At 60.4% G+C, this 19,261-nt stretch carries 21 protein-coding genes; 11 read left to right on the forward strand and 10 right to left on the reverse strand.

Going from position 1 to position 19,261, the window contains the following annotated elements; translation table 11 throughout:
• Nucleotides 1-48: 48 nt before the first annotated feature.
• The gene (polA, locus tag IEX57_RS19730) at nt 49-2,778 is read right to left on the reverse strand and encodes a DNA polymerase I (protein ID WP_188706808.1); all 2,730 of its coding nucleotides are present in this window, start codon (nt 2,776-2,778) and stop codon (nt 49-51) included.
• 80 nt (nt 2,779-2,858) lie between these two features.
• On the opposite strand from polA, the gene IEX57_RS19735 reads away from it, so the two are divergent.
• From IEX57_RS19735 to IEX57_RS19770, 8 genes are all read left to right on the forward strand, one after another.
• Entirely contained in the window at nt 2,859-3,593 is a 735-nt protein-coding gene (locus IEX57_RS19735; RefSeq protein ID WP_188706810.1) for an LOG family protein, read from the forward strand.
• 76 nt (nt 3,594-3,669) lie between these two features.
• Entirely contained in the window at nt 3,670-4,011 is a 342-nt protein-coding gene (locus IEX57_RS19740) for a DUF2782 domain-containing protein (RefSeq protein ID WP_188706812.1), read from the forward strand.
• 62 nt (nt 4,012-4,073) lie between these two features.
• Nucleotides 4,074-5,015 (forward strand): homoserine kinase, encoded by a 942-nt coding sequence (locus IEX57_RS19745; protein WP_188706815.1) that lies wholly within the window; start codon nt 4,074-4,076, stop codon nt 5,013-5,015.
• A gap of 6 nt (nt 5,016-5,021) precedes the next feature.
• Complete coding sequence (locus IEX57_RS19750) at nt 5,022-5,594, forward strand: sigma-70 family RNA polymerase sigma factor (RefSeq protein ID WP_188706817.1); 573 nt, start codon at nt 5,022-5,024, stop codon at nt 5,592-5,594.
• Nucleotides 5,595-5,620: 26 nt separating this feature from the next.
• On the forward strand, nt 5,621-5,812 hold the full coding sequence (locus tag IEX57_RS19755) for a zf-HC2 domain-containing protein (protein WP_188706818.1): 192 nt from the start codon (nt 5,621-5,623) through the stop codon (nt 5,810-5,812).
• A gap of 40 nt (nt 5,813-5,852) precedes the next feature.
• Nucleotides 5,853-7,256: an FAD-binding oxidoreductase gene (locus IEX57_RS19760; protein WP_188706820.1), complete on the forward strand. Its 1,404-nt coding sequence runs from the start codon at nt 5,853-5,855 to the stop codon at nt 7,254-7,256.
• A 63-nt stretch (nt 7,257-7,319) separates the two neighbouring features.
• Nucleotides 7,320-8,450 (forward strand): M14 family metallopeptidase, encoded by a 1,131-nt coding sequence (locus IEX57_RS19765; RefSeq protein ID WP_188706822.1) that lies wholly within the window; start codon nt 7,320-7,322, stop codon nt 8,448-8,450.
• Nucleotides 8,451-8,594: 144 nt separating this feature from the next.
• Complete coding sequence (locus IEX57_RS19770) at nt 8,595-9,497, forward strand: phosphotransferase (RefSeq protein WP_188706824.1); 903 nt, start codon at nt 8,595-8,597, stop codon at nt 9,495-9,497.
• 59 nt (nt 9,498-9,556) lie between these two features.
• Here the strand turns inward: IEX57_RS19770 and rpoH are convergent, their stop codons facing one another.
• From rpoH to ftsY, 4 genes are all read right to left on the reverse strand, one after another.
• A complete protein-coding gene (gene rpoH / locus IEX57_RS19775) occupies nt 9,557-10,411 on the reverse strand; it encodes an RNA polymerase sigma factor RpoH (RefSeq protein WP_188706826.1) in 855 nt (284 codons plus the stop codon).
• A 206-nt stretch (nt 10,412-10,617) separates the two neighbouring features.
• Nucleotides 10,618-11,523, reverse strand: a complete 906-nt coding sequence (gene ftsX, locus IEX57_RS19780; protein ID WP_188706828.1) for a permease-like cell division protein FtsX — start codon at nt 11,521-11,523, stop codon at nt 10,618-10,620.
• 8 nt (nt 11,524-11,531) lie between these two features.
• A complete protein-coding gene (gene ftsE / locus IEX57_RS19785; protein ID WP_188706831.1) occupies nt 11,532-12,185 on the reverse strand; it encodes a cell division ATP-binding protein FtsE in 654 nt (217 codons plus the stop codon).
• An 84-nt stretch (nt 12,186-12,269) separates the two neighbouring features.
• A complete protein-coding gene (gene ftsY, locus IEX57_RS19790) occupies nt 12,270-13,355 on the reverse strand; it encodes a signal recognition particle-docking protein FtsY (RefSeq protein ID WP_188706833.1) in 1,086 nt (361 codons plus the stop codon).
• A 67-nt stretch (nt 13,356-13,422) separates the two neighbouring features.
• On the opposite strand from ftsY, the gene rsmD reads away from it, so the two are divergent.
• The 3 genes from rsmD (at nt 13,423) to IEX57_RS19805 (ending at nt 14,836) form a co-directional block, all read left to right on the forward strand.
• Entirely contained in the window at nt 13,423-13,971 is a 549-nt protein-coding gene (gene rsmD, locus IEX57_RS19795) for a 16S rRNA (guanine(966)-N(2))-methyltransferase RsmD (RefSeq protein WP_188706836.1), read from the forward strand.
• 39 nt (nt 13,972-14,010) lie between these two features.
• Nucleotides 14,011-14,307: an excalibur calcium-binding domain-containing protein gene (locus IEX57_RS19800; RefSeq protein WP_188706838.1), complete on the forward strand. Its 297-nt coding sequence runs from the start codon at nt 14,011-14,013 to the stop codon at nt 14,305-14,307.
• A gap of 277 nt (nt 14,308-14,584) precedes the next feature.
• On the forward strand, nt 14,585-14,836 hold the full coding sequence (locus IEX57_RS19805; protein WP_188691394.1) for a YfhL family 4Fe-4S dicluster ferredoxin: 252 nt from the start codon (nt 14,585-14,587) through the stop codon (nt 14,834-14,836).
• 71 nt (nt 14,837-14,907) lie between these two features.
• On the opposite strand, the gene queC is transcribed toward IEX57_RS19805, so the two are convergent.
• From queC to pal, 5 genes are all read right to left on the reverse strand, one after another.
• A complete protein-coding gene (queC, locus tag IEX57_RS19810; protein WP_188706840.1) occupies nt 14,908-15,606 on the reverse strand; it encodes a 7-cyano-7-deazaguanine synthase QueC in 699 nt (232 codons plus the stop codon).
• Nucleotides 15,606-16,928 (reverse strand): chloride channel protein, encoded by a 1,323-nt coding sequence (locus IEX57_RS19815; protein ID WP_188706842.1) that lies wholly within the window; start codon nt 16,926-16,928, stop codon nt 15,606-15,608. Before IEX57_RS19815 ends, queC begins: the two co-directional genes overlap by 1 nt.
• A gap of 177 nt (nt 16,929-17,105) precedes the next feature.
• The gene (gene queE / locus IEX57_RS19820; protein WP_188706843.1) at nt 17,106-17,759 is read right to left on the reverse strand and encodes a 7-carboxy-7-deazaguanine synthase QueE; all 654 of its coding nucleotides are present in this window, start codon (nt 17,757-17,759) and stop codon (nt 17,106-17,108) included.
• Nucleotides 17,760-17,919: 160 nt separating this feature from the next.
• The gene (gene ybgF, locus IEX57_RS19825) at nt 17,920-18,642 is read right to left on the reverse strand and encodes a tol-pal system protein YbgF (RefSeq protein ID WP_188706845.1); all 723 of its coding nucleotides are present in this window, start codon (nt 18,640-18,642) and stop codon (nt 17,920-17,922) included.
• 91 nt (nt 18,643-18,733) lie between these two features.
• Nucleotides 18,734-19,252, reverse strand: a complete 519-nt coding sequence (gene pal, locus IEX57_RS19830; RefSeq protein ID WP_229709141.1) for a peptidoglycan-associated lipoprotein Pal — start codon at nt 19,250-19,252, stop codon at nt 18,734-18,736.
• Between the last annotated feature and the right edge of the window lie 9 nt (nt 19,253-19,261).

Here is a 19,261-nt window from a genome sequence, read left to right on the forward strand (position 1 = left end):
AAGCCCTAATTCCGGCGCAGCCATGACCAAAGCGTTCTTACTACCGCCTCAATGCGCCTCTTCCCAGCTCATCCCCACACCGGTATCAGCCACCAGCGGCACCTTCAGGCGCGCGACTTCGGCCATGATCCGTGGCAACTGGGTGCGGACCACGTCGAGTTCTGCGTCCGGGACTTCCAGCAGCAGTTCATCGTGGACCTGCAGCACCAGTTTGCTGGCCAGCTTGTCGCGCTCAATCCAGTCTTGCACGGCCAGCATGGCCAGTTTGATCAGGTCGGCCGCAGTGCCTTGCATGGGCGCGTTGATGGCGGCGCGTTCAGCCCCGGCGCGGCGCATCGGGTTAGCGGCTTTGATCTCGGGCAGCCACAGGCGGCGGCCAAAGACGGTTTCCACAAAGCCCACACGGCGCGCTTCGGCCCGGGTGCGTTCCATATAGGCCGCCACGCCCGGGAAACGGCCAAAATAGCGGTCGATATAGTTCTGCGCCGCGCTGCGTTCAATTTCCAGCGATTGCGCCAGGCCAAAGGCACTCATGCCGTAAATCAGGCCAAAGTTGATGGTCTTGGCGTAGCGGCGCTGTTCGCTTGTCACTTCCAGCGGGGTGACGCCGAAAACTTCGGCCGCCGTGGCACGGTGAATGTCCTCGCCTTCGGCAAAGGCTTTGAGCAGGGCGGCGTCGCTGGACAAATGCGCCATGATCCGCAATTCAATCTGCGAATAATCAGCCGACACAATCTTGTGGCCCGGTGGCGCGACAAAGGCCTCGCGGATGCGGCGGCCTTCTGCTGTGCGCACCGGAATATTCTGCAGATTGGGGTCGGTTGAACTCAACCGCCCGGTCACCGCTACGGTCTGGTTAAAGCTGGTGTGCACGCGGCCGGTATACGGGTTCACCATCAGCGGCAGCTTGTCGGTATAGGTCGACTTGAGCTTGGACAGGCTGCGATGTTCCAGCAGCACCTTGGGCAGCGGGAAATCCTTGGCCAGTTCTTGCAGCACGTCTTCATCGGTCGAGGGCGCGCCCTTGGGGGTTTTCTTGATGACCGGCAACTTGAGTTGCTCGAAGAAAATTTCGCCAATCTGCTTGGGACTGCCCAGATTGAAGGGCTGGCCGGCCAGCTTGTAGGCTTCCTGTTCCAGTTCCAGCAATCGCAGGCCGATCTCGTGGCTTTGCTTGTTGAGCTTGGGGCCGTCCAGCAAGATGCCGTTGCGTTCCATCTTGAACAAGACTTCCCGTACCGGCAGTTCGATGGTCTTGTAGAGCTTGTCCAGCGATGGCACTTGCGCCAGCCGTTCGTGCAAGGCGTGTGCCAGGCGCAGGGTAATGTCAGCGTCCTCGGCGGCATAGGCGGTCGCGGCTTCCACGCCTACCTCGTCAAAGCCGATCTGCTTGGCGCCCTTGCCGCAGACATCTTCGTATTTGATGGTGGTTTCGCCCAGTTCGCGCTCGGCCTGGTCGTCCATGTTGTGGCGTTCGTGGCTGGCCAGCACGTAAGACATCAGCAGCGTGTCATCGCTGATCCCGCGCAAGGTAATGCCATGATTGGCAAAGACGTGCTGGTCGTACTTGAGGTTCTGGCCCAGCTTTTTGTGGCTGTCTGATTCAAGCCAGGGTTTGAGCGTCGCCAGCGTTTCATCAAACGCCAGTTGCACCGGTGTATCCGGGCCGCGATGCGCCAGCGGCAGGTAGGCCGCTTCGCCCCCTTTGACCGAGAACGACATGCCGACAATGCGTGCCTGCATCGGGTCAAGGCTGGTGGTTTCGGTGTCGACGGCAGTCACTTCGGCCGCATTCAGTTTCGCCAGCCAGGCTTGCAATTGCTGAGGGGTCTGGATGGCTTCGTAATGGCGCTCCAGCTTGCCGGCCGGTTTGTCCGCCACGGTGGCCGGGTCGACTTCACCCACAACGCCGGAAGCCAGTTTTTCTTCCGCCTCACGCAACCAGGTGCGGAAGTTATACCGGCGGAACAGCGCTTCCAGTTCTACCCAGTTGGAGGCGCGCGGGCTCAGATCAGGCAGGGCGCCCGGCAATTCTTTGCTGAGGTCCACATCGCATTTGATGGTGACCAGTGCCTTGGCTGTCGGCAGCCAGCCCAGCGAGTTACGCAGGTTCTCGCCCACCACGCCGCCAATCTTGTCGGCATTGGCAACAATGTTATCCAGGCTGTCGTATTCGGCCAGCCACTTGGCGGCGGTTTTGGGGCCGACTTTGGGTACGCCGGGCACGTTATCCACCGTGTCGCCAATCAGCGAGAGGTAATCGACGATCTGGTCCGGCCGCACATTGAACTTGGCAAACACGCCTTCGATATCCAGCACTTCTTCGGTCATCGAGTTTTCAATCCGCACGCACTCGTTCACCAGTTGTGCCATGTCCTTGTCACCGGTGGACATGATGGTCTCGATACCGTGCTCGCACGCCATGGTGGCCAGGGTGCCGATCACGTCATCGGCCTCAACGCCTTCCACACACAAAATGGGCACGCCAAACGCGCGGACGGCGGCGTGGATCGGTTCGATCTGCACGCGCAATTCGTCTGGCATGGGCGGGCGGTTGGCTTTGTATTCGGTGTAGATATCGTCGCGGAATGTCTTGCCTTTGGCATCAAACACACAGGCGATGTAATCGGCCGGGGTGGTCTGCCGCAGCTTGCGCAGCATGTTCACAAAGCCATAGAGCGCATTGGTGGGCGTGCCATCCGGCGCGGACAATTCACGGATGGCGTGAAACGCGCGGTACAGGTAAGACGAACCATCAATGAGCAAAAGCTTAGGCATCAGGGGAAACCCTCTATACTGGAAAAATGCGGCGGCGCGCGGCACAGGCGCACATCAATAAAATCAACGGGGATACCACCATGAGCCTCAAAGACAAAGTGCCCACACTGGTTGATACCGCCGCGCAGGCGGACATTCACGCCTGGCGCGCGCGCGAATCCTGGCGCGTGTTCGAGATCATGGCAGAGTTTGTCGAAGCCGCAGAGCGGCTGCAACCGATTCAGCCCGCGGTTTCTATCTTTGGCTCGGCGCGCACGCCCCAGGAGCATCCGTATTATAAGCTCACCGAACAGGTTGCCAGACTGTTGTCTGATGCGGGTTTTTCGGTGATCTCTGGCGGCGGCCCCGGCATCATGGAGGCCGCCAACAAAGGCGCGTTCTTCGGCAAAAGCCCGTCGGTGGGGCTCAATATCCAGTTGCCGCATGAACAAAGCGGCAACCCTTATCAGGATGTCAGCCAGAGTTTCCGCCATTTTTTTGCGCGCAAGGTCATGTTTGTCAAACACGCCACGGCCTACGTGGTGATGCCCGGTGGCTTTGGCACGCTGGACGAACTCACCGAAGCGCTCACGCTCATTCAGACTGGCAAGTCGCGCCGCATTCCCATCATTCTGGTCGGGAGCGCGTTCTGGGGCGGCATGGTGGACTGGTTCCGCAATGTGCTGGTGACCGAAAAAATGATCGGCCCGGCAGACATGGATCTGGTGCAACTGATTGATGATCCCAAAGAGATCGTCGACGCCATCTTCAAATACTATGAAACACGCGGCTTTGAAATGTCGCCGGCTGAACGCGAAATGCAGTTCAGTTTGTAACCAGGATGAACCTGCCGTGCCAGGCAGCCGTCCAATCAAGAAACATACAAGCAAAAGCTATAAAGGAGACCTGCTCATGCGTACAACATCCCTGATCGCCTGCCTCGTGTTGCTGGCTGGCGTGGCGCAAGCCGCCACCGATACCAGCAAGAAAGAACCCGATGCCCCGCCGCCCCCGCCCATGCCCGCCGCAGACAGCCCGGCCGCGCCGGAGCCGGAAGTCACCGTGGTGCAAAAACAGGACGCCACCGTCACCGAATACCGCATGAAAGGCAAGCTGTACATGATGCGGGTGGTGCCCAAGGTCGGCAAACCGTATTACCTCGTCGACAAGGAAGGCAACGGCCGTTTCAACGAGATGTCTGACATTGGTGGAGACAATCTGGCGCCACCGCGCTGGGTCTTGCTTGAATTCTGAACGCGCCTTTGAAACAATGCCCGGCGTTGGCCGACCCCGGCGTACTCGTTGATAAACGAACCATGTCTGTTTTCACTACCGTTACGCCGGATGATCTGGCGCCCTTTCTGAAGCGCTATTGCATTGGCCAGCTGGTCGAGCTCAAAGGCATCGCCGCGGGCGTCACCAACACCAATTTCTTCGTGACCACGACGCATGGTCGCTACGTGCTGACCTTGTTCGAGACCTTGCAGGCCGAAGAACTGCCGTACTACGTGAACCTGCTGGCCCATCTGGCGCACCATGGCATTGCCTCGGCCGCGCCGATTGCCAATCTGGATGACCAGTACGTCGATACGCTCAATGGCAAACCGACGCTGCTGGTCACCTGCCTGCCGGGCAAGGTGGCAGAACACCCCAACACCACCCAGTGCGCCGAAGTGGGCGAGATGCTGGCGCAAATGCATCTGGCCTCCCGCAGCTATGGCGGCTACATGAAAAACCCGCGCGGCGTGCAGTGGTGGGCCGATACCGCCGCCACAGTCGCGCCGTTCATGGCCCCGGCTGATGCCCAATTGCTGCAGGCCGAAGTCACCCTGCAGCAATCCACCGATTACCGCGCCCTGCCGTCAGGCATGGTGCATGCCGACCTGTTCCGCGACAACGTGCTGATGGATGGCGATCGTGTGGGCGGGTTTATCGACTTTTACTATGCGTGCAACGACGCCTGGTTGTATGACGTCGCCATTGCGCTGAACGACTGGTGCTCGACCGCCGATGGCAACATCGACGACGCCCGCGCCCGCGCCTTCCTCAAGGGCTACACCGATGTACGCCCGCTGGACGCCGCCGAGAAAGCCGCCTGGCCGACCATGTTGCGTGGCGCCGCGCTGCGCTTCTGGACCTCCCGCCTGCTTGATTTCCACAAACCGGCCAGCGGCGAAATGACGTTCGCCAAAGACCCGACCCACTTCCAGCGCGTGATCGAGCATCACACACGCCGCCAGGATTTCTGGCTGGACTGACAGGCCATGTCGATCGCCGACGCCCTTCATGCCCTGCGCCCGGACCTGCTGCGCTATGCGCGCTACCAGCTGGGCGATGACACCACGGCCGAGGACGTCGTCCAGGAAACCTTGCTGGCGGCACTGGAGAAACCCGACGCTTTCAGCGGGCAATCCACCCTGCGCACCTGGGTTACCGGCATCCTCAAGTTCAAGGTGATCGACGCCCAGCGCCGCCGTTATCGTGATCCGCTGCTCATTCACCCGGAGCTGGACGAGGAAAACGACCTCTCCGACTTCGATACCCTGTTCGACAAAACCGGACACTGGGGCAGCGAGGCCCCGCGCCACTGGGCGCATCCGGACGCCAGTCTGCAGGACAAACAGTTCTGGCTGACTTTTGACGCCTGTCGCAAAGCCATGCCCGCCCGCACAGCCCTGGTGTTCTGTCTGCGTGAAATAACCGGGCTTGAGATCGAGGTGATCTGTCAGCAACTGGATATCACCGCGACTAATTGTTCTGTACTCTTGTACCGGGCACGCATGGCCTTGCGCCTGTGCCTGCAAAAGAACTGGTTTGATGAAGAAGCAGGCGCGTGAACGCGCCGCTCTGAAAGGATATCCCTATGTTTGGCGCCTGCCGGCAAGCCAGCCGCTTGCTGTCCAAGTCTCAAGACCTGCCACTGACCTTTGGTGAGCGTCTGAAACTGCGTTACCACCTGGCCTTGTGCGACAAGTGCCGGGCGTTCTCGCGCCAGCTGGATCAGTTGCGCCACTTTGCCCGCCAGGGCTCGCAACAAGCGCAGTCAGACTCCTGATGGGCTGACTGGCGTCACCGTTTTACCCCGAGGTACCCGCATGTCTGACGCACACCCCTTGCTGGCCGAACTGGCCACGCTGCTTGATCCCGCCGGCATCCTGACTGGCGAGGCCACCGAAGGCTACATGATCGACGGCCGCCGCCGTTATCACGGCCGCAATCTGGCGGTGATCCGCCCGCGCAGCACCGAAGAAACTGCCGCCGTGGTCAAAGCCTGTGCCCGCCACCAGGTCGCCATGGTGCCGCAGGGTGGCAACACCAGCCTGTGCGGTGCGGCCACGCCGGATGAAAGCGGCCACAGCGTGGTGATCAGCATGGAACGCATGAACCGCGTGCTGGGCGTGGATGAAGGCAACAACACCATCACGGCCGAGGCCGGTGCGATCATTGCCGATCTGCAAAACGCGGCGCTCAATGCCAGACGTTTGTTCCCGGCCGACTGGGGCGCCAAAGGCTCCGCCCGCGTTGGCGGGGCGCTGGGGACCAACGCCGGCGGCCTCAATGTGCTGCGCTACGGCAATATGCGGGAACTGACGCTGGGGCTTGAGGTGGTGCTGGCCGATGGCCGCATCTGGAATGGCCTCAGAGGCCTGCGCAAGGACAACACCGGGTACGACCTCAAGCAGCTGTTCATTGCCTCGGAAGGCACGCTGGGGATCATTACCCGCGCCACTTTCAAGCTGTTTCCGCTGCCCACCGCGCAATCGACCGCGCTGATCCCGGTGGCCGATCCGCAAGGCGCCGTGGATCTCTTGCGCGGGCTGCAGCATGAGCTGGGCGATCGCGTGACGTCGTTTGAGTTGGTCTCCCGCCGCTGTTGGGAACTGCTGGCCCAGTACTGCCCTGATCTGCCCAAGCCGTTTGCCGAGCTCCCGCAATGGACCGTACTGGCCGAGGTCTCGGACGGCGGCAGCGATGACCACTTGCTGGATAAATTTGCAGAGGCGCTGGTTGCACTGGGGGCTGCCGACGAGGCACTGATCGCCCAGAGCCGTTCAGACGCCGCCGATTTCTGGGCCCTGCGCGAAGCCATTCCCGAAGCGCAAAAGCGCAAGGGGGTAAGCATCAAGCAGGATATCGGCGTGCCGACGTCGGCTTTCCCGCTGTTCCTTAAAGAAGCCGAAGCGGCGCTGCGGGCCGGGTTTGGCGAGGCCGACATCATCGCCTTCGGCCATCTGGGTGATGGCAACCTGCACTACAACGTGTTTTTGTCGGACGTAAGCCAGGGCGTCTACGCCCATGAGGCGCGCATCAATGACATCGTTTACGAGATTGTGCAGCGCCACAGCGGTACAATTTCGGCCGAACATGGCATCGGCCAGCTCAAGCGCAATCTGTTGCCGCATTACCGCAGCGATGTGGAAATGGCGTTGATGCACCAGATCAAGGCCGCGCTGGACCCCGCTAACCTGATGAACCCTGGCAAGCTGTTGGCCGGTTAAGGCGTGAATCCCACCCGGACTCACGCAGCCCACACTGCCCCCATAGACCCTTTGGTGCCCGCAATGCTGACCCTTTCTACCGCTTTTGACTCCGGCGCAATCGAGGTGATCGACCTCAACGATCATGCCAACATCCGCCTTAACCTGCGTCCGGACAACGCCTCTGAATTCAAGCAATGGTTTCACTTCCGGCTGGCCGGCACGGCGTTTCGTGAATGCGTGATGCATATCGAAAACGCGGGCCAGTCTGCCTATCCGGGCGGCTGGGACGGCTATAGCGCGCGCGCATCTTATGATGGCGTGGAATGGTTCTGCGTGGCGACCGAATACGAAAACGGCGTGCTGACCATCCGTCATCAACCGCAACGCGACGTGGTCTATTACGCCTATTTCGAGCCGTACTCCTGGGAGCGCCACCTGCAGATGCTGGGCCATGCCCAGTACTCGCCCGATTGCGTGGTCCGCGAACTGGGCCAGACTGTCGATGGCCGCCCGCTGGACTTGCTGCGTATTGGCACACCGGAAGCCGGCAAGCGCAAAGTGTGGATCATTGCACGCCAGCACCCGGGCGAAACCATGGCCGAATGGTGCGCGGAAGGCGTGATCGGCAGCCTGCTGGACCCGCAACACCCGGTGGGCCGCGCGCTGCTGCAAAAGGCCGTGTTCTACATCGTGCCCAATATGAACCCGGATGGCGCCGTGCGCGGCAACCTGCGCACCAACGCCGCCGGCACCAACCTGAACCGCGCCTGGCAAACCCCCAGCATGGCCACCAGCCCCGAGGTGTTCCTGGTGCGCCAGGCCATGGAAGAAACCGGTGTCGATGCGTTCTTTGATCTGCATGGCGACGAGAGCATTCCGCACAACTTTGTGGCCGGTTGCGATGACAATCCGTCGTTCTCCGACCACCAGCGCACGCTGGAAGACGCCTTCAAACAACTGTGGGTAGCGGTCTCGCCTGATTTTCAGACCGAGTACGGCTACGGCCCCAGCCAGTTCGGCCCGGAAACCCTGACGCTGGCCACCAACTGGGTGGGCGATCGTTTTGGTTGCCTGGCGTTCACGCTGGAAATGCCATTCAAGGACACCGCCAACCATCCGGAGCCGGATGTGGGCTGGAATGGCGAGCGCTCGCTGCAACTGGGCGCGTCCATGCTGACCGCGCTCAACGGCGTCATTGACCGCCTGCGTTGATCCGCCAACCCTCCGCTCCCGCAACCCGGCCCTGTGCCGGGTTGTTTTTTGCCTGGCGTGTCTTTTAACCGCCCGACGCGCCAGCACCGGCCGTACACGGCAGAACGCCGTGCCTACACTGATGGCTCCGCATCCGGAGGCCTCATGACCCTGCCCGAATCCCTGTTGCCGCTAGCATTGCAATTTCTGGGCGGCCCACCTGCCAGCGCAGAGAAAATCGACGGTTTCTATGCCGAAGTCTGGCTACTCACCGGCCACAATCACCAGCGCGTGGTGTTGAAATGCTTCCGCCAGCCAGATAATGCTTCACGTGAAACATTGGCGCTGGATACCCTGCGCGCAGCGGGCGGCGCAGTGTTGCCACAGGTGCTTGGGCAAGGCCTGGATGCGGCGGGACGCGAGGTGCTGATTCTGGAACGGGTCGAAGGCGTGGATGCCTGCGCGGCCATTCAGTCGCCCACCGCCATCACCCGGTTTGCCGATCAGGTCACGGACATCCTGCTGCACTGGCACGGTATCAGTTCACCCCATGGCTTTCAGGATATCGACGGCACATGGCGGGCAGACTTTGCCGCAAGCTGGCAACAGTTTGCAGCAGACAGGCTGGCCTGGCTGTTCAGTGCGGCGGGTGAAGCCCGCACCAGCCTCAGCATGCGCCAGGGCTTTGAGCGCGTGTGGCGCGCCGCAGATGCGCTGGTCGCGCCGCTGGCTGGCAGCGCGTCATCGTTGATTCACGATGACTGCCACGCCAGCAACTTTCTGGCCGACCCGGTCACGCAGACGCTCACCGCCGTGATCGACCCCAACCACGCGCGTTTTGCGCATCGCGAGTTTGATCTCTTTCACCTGAACGATGCCCGGCCCGACTTCCGCCTGCTGGAAACCTATCTGGAAAAACACCCGGCCGCGCCCGGCTTTGCCGCGCGGCGCTGGCTGTTCTGCCTGTTTGATGACCTCAAACATGTCCAGTTTACGGGCTGGTTTGATGAGGACTGGTTCAAGCGCAAGTTCGCGCGCTTTGATGCGGCGCTGGCCAGCGCGGCCTGACCGCCAGGCAACAAAAAAGGCACGCTGTGCGTGCCTTTTTTCAGCCAGAACCGTTGGCATCAAGCTAGTGCCGGTTCCAGTGCGTCCTTCATCTTCTGCAGGGCCTTGGCCTCGATCTGGCGGATACGCTCAGCCGATACGCTGAACTCAGCTGCCAGTTCATGCAGCGTGGTGCTGCCTTCATCGCCCAGCCAGCGCGCTTCAATGATGCGGCGGCTGCGCGGGTCCAGCGTACCCAGCGCTTCTTGCAGGCCTTCAGACTGCAGACGGTCATACGCCTGACGTTCCATCTGGCGCACCGGCTCGTTATCGCTGTCGGCCAGCCAGTCGATCGGCGCGTAGCCGTCGTCATCGCCTTCTTCTGCCATCAGCGCAACGTCCTGACCGGTCATGCGGGTCTCCATTTCGAAGACCTCTTCCGGCTTGACGCCCAGATCATGCGCAATGACTTCGGCTTGCGCCTGGGTCAGTGCGGAGAAACCGGTTTTCTTGGAACGCAGATTGAAGAACAGCTTGCGCTGGGCCTTGGTGGTGGCAATACGCACCAGACGCCAGTTGCGCAGGATGTACTCGTGAATCTCGGCCTTGATCCAGTGTACGGCAAACGAAAACAGGCGCACACCGCGGGTCGGTTCGAACCGCTTCACGGCCTTCATGAGGCCGATATTGCCTTCCTGAATCAGGTCTGCTTGCGGCAAACCGTAACCGGCATAACCACGCGCAATGGACACCACAACGCGCAGATGGGACATCACCAGCTGGCCAGCGGCTTCCAAGTCGTTGTCATGGCGGTAGCGATTTGCCAGATCGATCTCTTGCTCGTGCGTGAGCATGGGCATGGCATTGACTCGCTGGATATAGCTCTCAATGCTGTCGCCACCCGTGATCACCGGCAATGCAACGCTGTCTACCATGAATGTTCTCCTGTGTTGCTCTGCGTCGTTTCAAACGACGACGCTAGATATTAGCACTCCATACCTCAGAGTGCTAACCGAACAAAAAGTTCTTATGAATTCAAGCACAGACGCGATGTTGTTGCACGGCAATATTTTCAATGCTTCCGATAGAATAGACCAATCGGTCTATTTCCGATAGACGGTACAAAATACCGGCGGAAAACCTAGCGGAACTGGCGCAAATGACGCCCGACCGCCAGCGATGCCCCCAGAAGGCACAGCAGCGTGGTCACCGCCAGGGTCACCAGCACCACGCGCCAGTCGGCCAGCGCCAGACTGAATTGTTGCCCATAGCTGTGGGCCAGCGCCTCTACCGCCGGATTGAGCCAGGTGCGCGCCATCCAGACGATCCCGCAGGCCAGCAGGCCACCCAATACGCCCTGCACCGCCGCAAAATACACAAAGGGGCGACGGATAAAGGCATCGGTGGCGCCAATCAGCTTGGCCACTTCGATCTCATCCTTGCGGGTCAGGATCTGCAGGCGGATGGCATTGCCCGTCACCAGCACCAGCGCGACAGCCAGCAGCACCAGCACGATTTCCAGCAATGCCTTGCCCACGATGATCAGCTGCTGCAGGCGCCTTGCCCATGCTGAATCCAGTTGTACCTGTTCTACCCCGCTGGACGCTATCAGCTCTTTTTGCAAGGCTTCGAGAGAATCCGCCGACGCATCGGTACTGGCGGTCAGGATGAAAGTATCAGGCAGCGGGTTATCGGTCAGGCCGGCCAGCAGATCACCGCCGCCCACGCTGGACTGCATTTGCTTGAGCGCATCGTCCTTGCTCACGAACTGCACCCTGGTCAGGCGCTTGTCGCCCGCCAGATGCTGCTTGAGCTGGTTGATGGCATCGGCACCGGCGCTGGTACGCAGGTATACCGACAACTGTGGCTCAACCGGCAATTGGCCGATCACGCCCTGCGCGCTGGCGATCAGCAGGTAAAAGCCCAGCGGGAACGCTGCGGTAATGGCAATGACCAGCAAGTTGAGCAGGCTGGACAATGGCGCGCGCAGCATGCTGCCAAGCGTACGGGTAAAGGCAATCCAGTTCAGACGGATCCAGTGTTTCATGGCTTACCTTATGCCGAGAACTGGCCGTTTTTCAGGCGCAGGATACGACGGCCATAGTCGGCCATCAGGGTTTCGTCGTGAGCGGAAATAACCAGCGTGACGCCAACCTGGTGGAACGACTTGAACAATTCCAGGATGTCGTTGGCGTAGTCGCGGTCCAGGTTGGCAGTGGGTTCATCGGCCAGCAGGATGGATGGCCGGTGCACCACGGCGCGGGCAATACAGAGGCGTTGCTGCTCGCCGCCCGAAAGGCTGACCGGATTGAGCGTTTCCTTGCCGGCAAGGCCCACTTTGTCCAGCGCGGCCTGCACCCGGCGGCGCGCTTCGCGGTGATCAAACCCGATGATGTCCAGCGGCAGGCGCACGTTGTCGTACACGCTGCGGTCGTAGAGGATTTTGTGGTCCTGGAAGATCAGACCGATATGCCGGCGCGTATACGGCATGGAGGCGCGGCGCATGCGCGCCAGGTTCTGGCCATTGACCAGCACCGCGCCCGCAGTGGGGCGCTCGATGCCGGCAATGAGTTTGAGCAGCGTGGATTTGCCCGCCCCGGAGTGCCCGGCCAGAAAGACCAGTTCCCCGTCTTCGATATCAAAACTGAGTTGTTTGACGGCATCAAAGCCGCCTGGATAACGCTTGGTGACTTGCTGGAACTGGATCATTCGTTGTCCGTTGTCAGGGTAACCATGCTTGATAGGTTGAAAAAGTACGCATATATGACCAGACGACCGGCCGGCGCCCTCGCCTTAGTCAAACAAAGCGTCAATATAGTCTTTTGCCACAAACGGGCGCAGATCGTCGATGGTTTCACCCACACCGATAAAGCGCACCGGCACCGCGCGCTGCTTGGCGATCGCCGCAATCACGCCGCCCTTGGCCGTGCCATCAAGCTTGGTCAGCACCAGACCAGTCAGACCCAGCGCGTCATCAAACGCCTTGACCTGGCTGACCGCGTTCTGGCCGGTATTGGCGTCGATCACCAGCATGACTTCATGCGGGCCTGTTGGATCGGCCTTTTGTACCACGCGTTTGACCTTGCGGATTTCTTCCATCAGATGCAACTGCGTCGGCAACCGGCCAGCGGTATCGACAATGATCACATCACAGCCGCGCGCTTTGGCCGCGTTGACCGCATCAAAGGCCACGGCGGCAGCATCGCCCGATTCCTGCGCAATCACCTGCACGCCGTTGCGCTGGCCCCAGACCACCAGTTGCTCACGCGCGGCAGCGCGGAATGTATCGCCCGCAGCCAGCAGCACATTGTGACCCTGGCCCTGGAAATACTTGGCCAGCTTGCCAATGCTGGTGGTCTTGCCCGCGCCATTAACGCCTGCCACCATCAGGATGAAGGGCTTTTGCGGGGTAATGACCAGCGGCTGCTCCAGCGGCTGGATCAGTTCCAGCAGCGCTTCTTTCAGCGCCAGCTTGAGTTCGGATGCATCTTTAAGGCCGCGCAATGACACGCGATCGCGCACGTTCTTGAGCAGCGTGCTGGTCGCTTCCACGCCCATATCGGCGGTCAGCAGCACGGTTTCCAGTTCTTCGTACAACGCTTCGTCGATCTGGCCACCGCCAAACAGGCCCGCCAGGTTCTTGCCCAGCGAGTCACGCGTTTTGGCCAGACCGGCCTTCAACCGATCAGTCCAGGACAGCTTGGGTTTTTCCTGCGGCTGGGCTACCTCTTGCAAAGGCACGGGCGCCGGGGCCGGTTCTGCGGCCACGGGCGCGGCTGGCGGCGCGGGCTCGACCGGCGCCGAAGTGTCTTCGGTGACCGGCGCGGTTTCGGGCGCTGCGGTTTCAGTTTTGGGTTTCTTGCGGAAAAAATCGAACATAGGGTTTGCGTCACGTCGCCAATGGCGGAAAATATCTGATTTGGCGCGATTTTAGCGCGGGTGAGGCATGGCAGGACAGCATAAAAACCAGGTTCGCATTATCGGCGGCGAGTACAAGCGCCGGCTGGTGCATTTTCCCGACGGCGACGGCCTGCGGCCCACGCCGGATCGCGTGCGTGAAACGCTGTTCAACTGGCTGGGGCAAGACCTCACCGGGCAGCGTTGCCTTGATCTGTTCGCCGGCAGCGGCGCACTGGGTTTCGAGGCCGCCTCACGCCATGCCCGACAAGTGGTGATGGTCGAGAAATCCAGACCGGTCTACACCGCACTGATGGATAACCGCAAGACGCTGGGCATGAGCAATGTCGACATCGTCTGGTCTGACGCGCTGACCTGGCTGGCTGGCAAGAAGCTGGACTTCGACGTGGTGTTCCTGGACCCGCCCTATGCCTCTGACCTGCTGTCCAAAGTGCTGGCCCTGCTGGCCGACGCGCTCCCGGCCGAGGCCGTGATCTACGCCGAGTGCGCAGCATGGCCCGATCTGGCGGGCTGGGAAGTCACGCGGGAACTCAAGGCCGGGGCGGTGCATTGTGGATTGTTGCGGCGTGTCGTTTAGACCGAAGACATATCTATCAAAAGAAAATGGAAACAATCCATGAAGAAACTGCTGTTTCTGGCGATGCTGGTATTGATTGGTGTGCGCGGTTGGCAACACATACAGCAAAGCAAAGCTGAAAATACCCCCGTCGTCACCAGCACCCCAGCTACGGTAAGCAGCCCTGAATTGCTGGCCGCCAACACGACACCGGTGGCATTTCAGTGCGAAAACAAACACTACTGCCACGAAATGCGTTCATGCGAGGAAGCGCGGTTTTACCTGAACCATTGCCCTGATCCGAAAATGGACGGCGACCATGACGGCGTGCCCTGTGAGCAAACGTTGTGTAGATAAGAAGCAAAACTCTCGGGATGGCGCTTTGATCTGAGCGACTCACAAACCGGACGTCAGGAGCCTGATCAGCGGGCTATCACAAATCGGCAACATGGACGCAACACAATCCATGTTGTCGGATGGCATCAGTTACGACATTTGCGGGCCTTTCGGGTGTCAATAATGACAAAACCATAGACGCGCCCTGCCGTCCAACTGTAATGCGGTTGTCGCACTGTAAGGAACGTGGGACAATCGCCGCCGTTTCAAACGTACCTGTTTTTGAAGGAATATTGCCATGGCGCTGATGATCACTGATGAGTGCATCAATTGTGATGTCTGCGAACCCGAATGCCCCAATAGCGCCATTTCGCAAGGCGCTGAAATTTACGAAATCGACCCGAACCTGTGTACCGAGTGCGTTGGCCATTACGATGAGCCGCAATGCCAGCAGGTCTGTCCGGTCGACTGCATCCCGTTCAATCCGGACGTCAAAGAGTCCAAAGAAGAACTGATGCAGAAATACCTGATCATTTCTGGCAAGGCCTGATCAACAGATCAGCCATACCAGCAAGAAAAAACCGGGCCCATGTGGCCCGGTTTTTTTTATGCCTGTGACACTCAGGCGCCCTGATAACGCGTCGGGTCGGCCACACCGGCATCGGCAAAGCCGGCTGCACGCAGGCGGCAAGCATCGCATACGCCGCAGGCACGGCCATCATCATCGGCCTTGTAGCAGGTCACGGTCTGGCTGTAATCCACGCCCAGCTTGAGGCCGGTTTCCACAATCTGCGCCTTGGACAGCGAGATCAGCGGCGTGTGGATGGTCAGCGGCGAGCCTTCTACCCCGGTGCGCGTGGCAAGGCGGGCCATGTGTTGGTAGGCGGCAATGTAATCCGGGCGGCAATCGGGGTAGCCGGAATAATCCACGGCGTTCACACCAATAAAGATGTCGTCGCCCTTCAAGACCTCTGCCCAGGCCAGCGCATACGACAACAGGATGGTGTTGCGCGCCGGGACATACGTCACCGGGATTTCGTCGTCGGCTGTCTTGCCGTCGGTCGGGACTTCAATGCTGGCATCGGTCAGGGCCGAGCCGCCAAACGCCGCCAGATCAATCTTGATGATGCGGTGTTCAACCGCGCCCAGGCTTTTGGCCACGCGCGCAGCGGCTTTGAGTTCTGCGTTGTGGCGCTGGCCGTAGTCAAACGACAGGCAATAGGGCGCAAAGCCCTGGTTTTTGGCAATGGCAAGGCAAGTGGCGGAATCCAGCCCGCCAGACAGCAGGATCACGGCAGGGCGTGCGTTGGTGGTACTCATCAGTGTTTGCTCCCGGAGCTGACCGCCATCTGCTTGAGAATGCCGGCGGCCAGGTCATGATAAAGATTGGTTCGGTAAATACGGGCCACGCTGGAGGCCACCATGGCCGCAGCCAGGGTAGAGATCACCATCGCGTGGCCATCGGTCATTTCGATCATGATGATGGCGGAGGTCACCGGCGCCCGCGTCACTGCGGCCAGCATCGCCACCATGCCAATGGCAAGGATCTTGACTTCAATGGAATGCGCGAACAGCGGCGTGAACCAGCTGCCCACCCCCGCACCCAGCGCCAGCGACGGCGCGAAAATGCCGCCCGGCAGGCCGGTGAGGAAGGTCGCCAGCAGGCTGACAAACTTCAGCGGCAGGTAGTACCAGGCCAGAGGACCCTGGCCGCCAATCGCCGCGCTGGTCTCCGCCGCGCCACTGCCGTAGATGGGCAAAACCAGCCCGCACAGCGCAATGGCCAGCCCGCACAACGCGATAAACCAGTAGGGATGCTCGCTGCGCCATTGCAAGACCCGGCCCGGCAGCCAGCGCGACTGGTGCACGCACAGCCAGGAAAACAGCCCGCCGATCAAACCGGCGGTCACGGCCACCAGCAGCAGCGGCGGCAAGATGCTGTATTCAAAATCCGGCACCCGGATACGGCCAAAGTAGGTGTAGTCGCCAATCAGCGCCAGCGAGACGATACCCGCCAGAATCACCGAACCAATCAGCTTGCCGCTGGTTTCGGTTTCGACCGAGCGCGCCAGTTCTTCAAAGGCAAACACAATCCCGGCCAGCGGCGTGTTGAACGCGGCAGAAATCCCCGCTGCGCCCCCGGCCAGAATCAACTGGCGCTGGAATACCGGATCGGCCAGCGGCAAAAAGCGGCGGCAGGCGTACATGATGCTGGCGCCAATCTGCACGGTCGGGCCTTCTCGCCCCAGAACAAAACCACTGCCCGCGCCCAGCACAATGCCAAGGAACTTGATCCCGGCAATGCGCAACGACAACAAGCGCTCGGCCTCAGGCGGGTTTTCCGCTACATCAATCGCCGCCATGGCCTGCGGGATACCGCTGCCTTCCGCGCCCTGGCCCAGCCTGGACATCAGCCAGCGAATGCCCATACCGCCGATTGGCAACACCAGCAGTGGCCACCAGTGCCAGCGCTCAAAAATATGCTGGAAGCCCAGAAAAGCCCATTCCGCCGCCTTGGCCAGCAGCACCGCAATCAGACCGACCAGGGCAGCACCGAACCAGAATACAAGGGTGGCACGGCTGCGATAGGGCAGTTCTTTGAGGCGGACCAAAACACGCCGGGCAATGATGCGCAGCTTCATCAGGCAACCTGAGTTGAGTGAAACAACCAGAAGTATGGGATGCAGAGGGCTCTAAATGCCAGCGCCATGGTTGATGCCGGTGTTATTTACCGTACCGGCAGCAAGGGTCAACGCAAGCCAGAGGCAAGCCACTTGCGCGTGCGCCGTGGCAACGCATCCCGGGGTGCAGGGCTGGGGTTAAACCCCCGGACGATCGCCCCACAGGATTTTGTGCAACTGCACCTGCACACGCACCGGCAAGTGATCTTCCAGCACCCAGGCGGCCAGATCGGCCGGTTTCAGGGTTTCCCAGACCGGCGAGAACAACACCGGCGCGCGGTCGGTCAGTTGCTTGTCACGCAGAAGGTCACGCGCCCATTCGTAGTCCGCGCGATCGCACAGCACAAACTTGATCTCGTCGCCCTGGTTCACGGCATCCAGGTTTTCCCAGCGCATTTTGGCCAGTTCGCCCGAACCCGGCGTTTTGATGTCGACAATGCGCGAAACACGCGGATCGACGTTTTCGATCGGCAACGCACCGCTGGTTTCCAGGCTCACGTCAAAGCCTTCATCGCACATGCGCTTGAGGAAAGCCAGGCTGTGCTTTTGCGCCAGCGGTTCGCCGCCGGTGACACAGACGGTTCTGGCGCCAAAGGAGCGGACTTTCTCGACAATGGCGTCGAAACTTTGCGTCTCGCCACCATGAAATGCATACGCGCTGTCGCAATAGCCACAGCGCAAGGGACAGCCTGTCAGCCGCACAAAAACGGTGGGCACGCCCATGCGGCTGGTCTCGCCCTGCAGCGAGAAGAAGATTTCGGTAATGCGTAAAGAGGGTGCTTGTTCAGCCATGAAACAGTTACTCCGTGCCGGAAACACAGTCCAGCGGACTATCAAAACGGCGTGCAGCAAGCGCTGCACGCCCTGGGGTTTTCCCAACCAGATAGAAGTCCGGCGGAAAAACAAAAACGGCGCCGGCCGTGACCGACGCCGTTGAATATTGCAAACACCCTTAGTTGGTGGTCAGCAGCGCCTTCTTGGCGATGGCAGCCTTGTCCGAACTGGGGTATTTCTCCAGCAATTGTAACAGGTATGCGCGGGCAGACTTCTTGTCACCCGATGCATTGGCGGCTACAGCGCGGCCATACAGGGCATCCGGGGCGATCTGGCTGTCCGGCGCATCTTCCAGCACAGCAGCATAAGCCGTCTGCGCTGCCTTGTAGTTCTTCAGATTGGTCTGGCTCACGCCCAGCCAGTACTGCGCCACCGGCGTCTGGTCACTGTCCGGGTTGGCCTGGATAAACTGCGTCAGCGCGCTGACGGCTTCCTTGTTCTTGCCATTTTTGGCCAGCGCCACTGCAGCATCCAGCGTTTGCTGCACGTTGGCTTGTTGCTGCTGGGCAGCCTGCGCCTTGGCTTGCTCAATATTGCGCACACGGGTGTCCAGATCGACATACAAGTCTTTCTGGCGCTTGGTGGCTTCATCCAGGTTGTATTGCAGGGTTTCGTTCTGACCGCGCAAAGTGGCCAGGTCCTGCTTGAGCTGTTCAATCTGGTTCACCAGATCCAGCATGCGTTTGTTGCCCGCTTCCAGCACCTGGATGCGCTGTTCCTGCGCACTCACCTGGGTTTGCAGATCCTGGATCTGCTTGCGGGCGTCATCGTCACTGAACAAACCGGCGTTGGCATGCGCTGCGGCAAATGCCAGCACCATGAGGGCAGCAATTCGTTTCATCGTTTCCGGATCACCATGTGAAAACAGCGTCGGGCCAACCCCTGCCGGCCCAACGCTGCACGATAAGCAGATTCAGTTCAGCAATCAAGCCTTACTGGGCCGATTCGCCTTGATAAACGATCTGCGTACGACGATTGCGCGACCAGGCTTCTTCGGTGTCGCCTTGCTCGATCGGCTTTTCCTTGCCGAACGATACGCTTTCGATCTGGCTGTCAGCCACGCCCAGTGCGGCCAGTTGCTTCTTCACGGCGTCTGCACGCTTTTGACCCAGCGCCATGTTGTACTCGGCGGTACCGCGGTTATCGGTATTGCCTTGCAGGATGATCTTGGCGTCCTTGTGCTCGATCAGGTACTTGGCGTGAGCCTGGATCAGATCGTTGTACTTGGCATCGACGGCATAAGAGTCGAAGGCAAAGTACACGTTACGCTGCGACAGAATGTTGTTCGGGTCGGTCAGCGGGTTGTTGGCCGGCAGGTTCTGGCCCTGGGTCAGGTCAACGGTGGCCGGCTTGTTGTCGGTCACGGGTGCCGGTGTCGGCGTGGTGGTCACAGGGGCCGGCTTGGGCGAGGAAGCGCATGCAGCAAGCAGGGCAGTGAGCAGAGCGCTCATCAGGATTTT

The sequence above is a fragment of the Silvimonas iriomotensis genome (genome assembly GCF_014645535.1).
In the GTDB taxonomy this organism is placed as follows: domain Bacteria; phylum Pseudomonadota; class Gammaproteobacteria; order Burkholderiales; family Chitinibacteraceae; genus Silvimonas; species Silvimonas iriomotensis.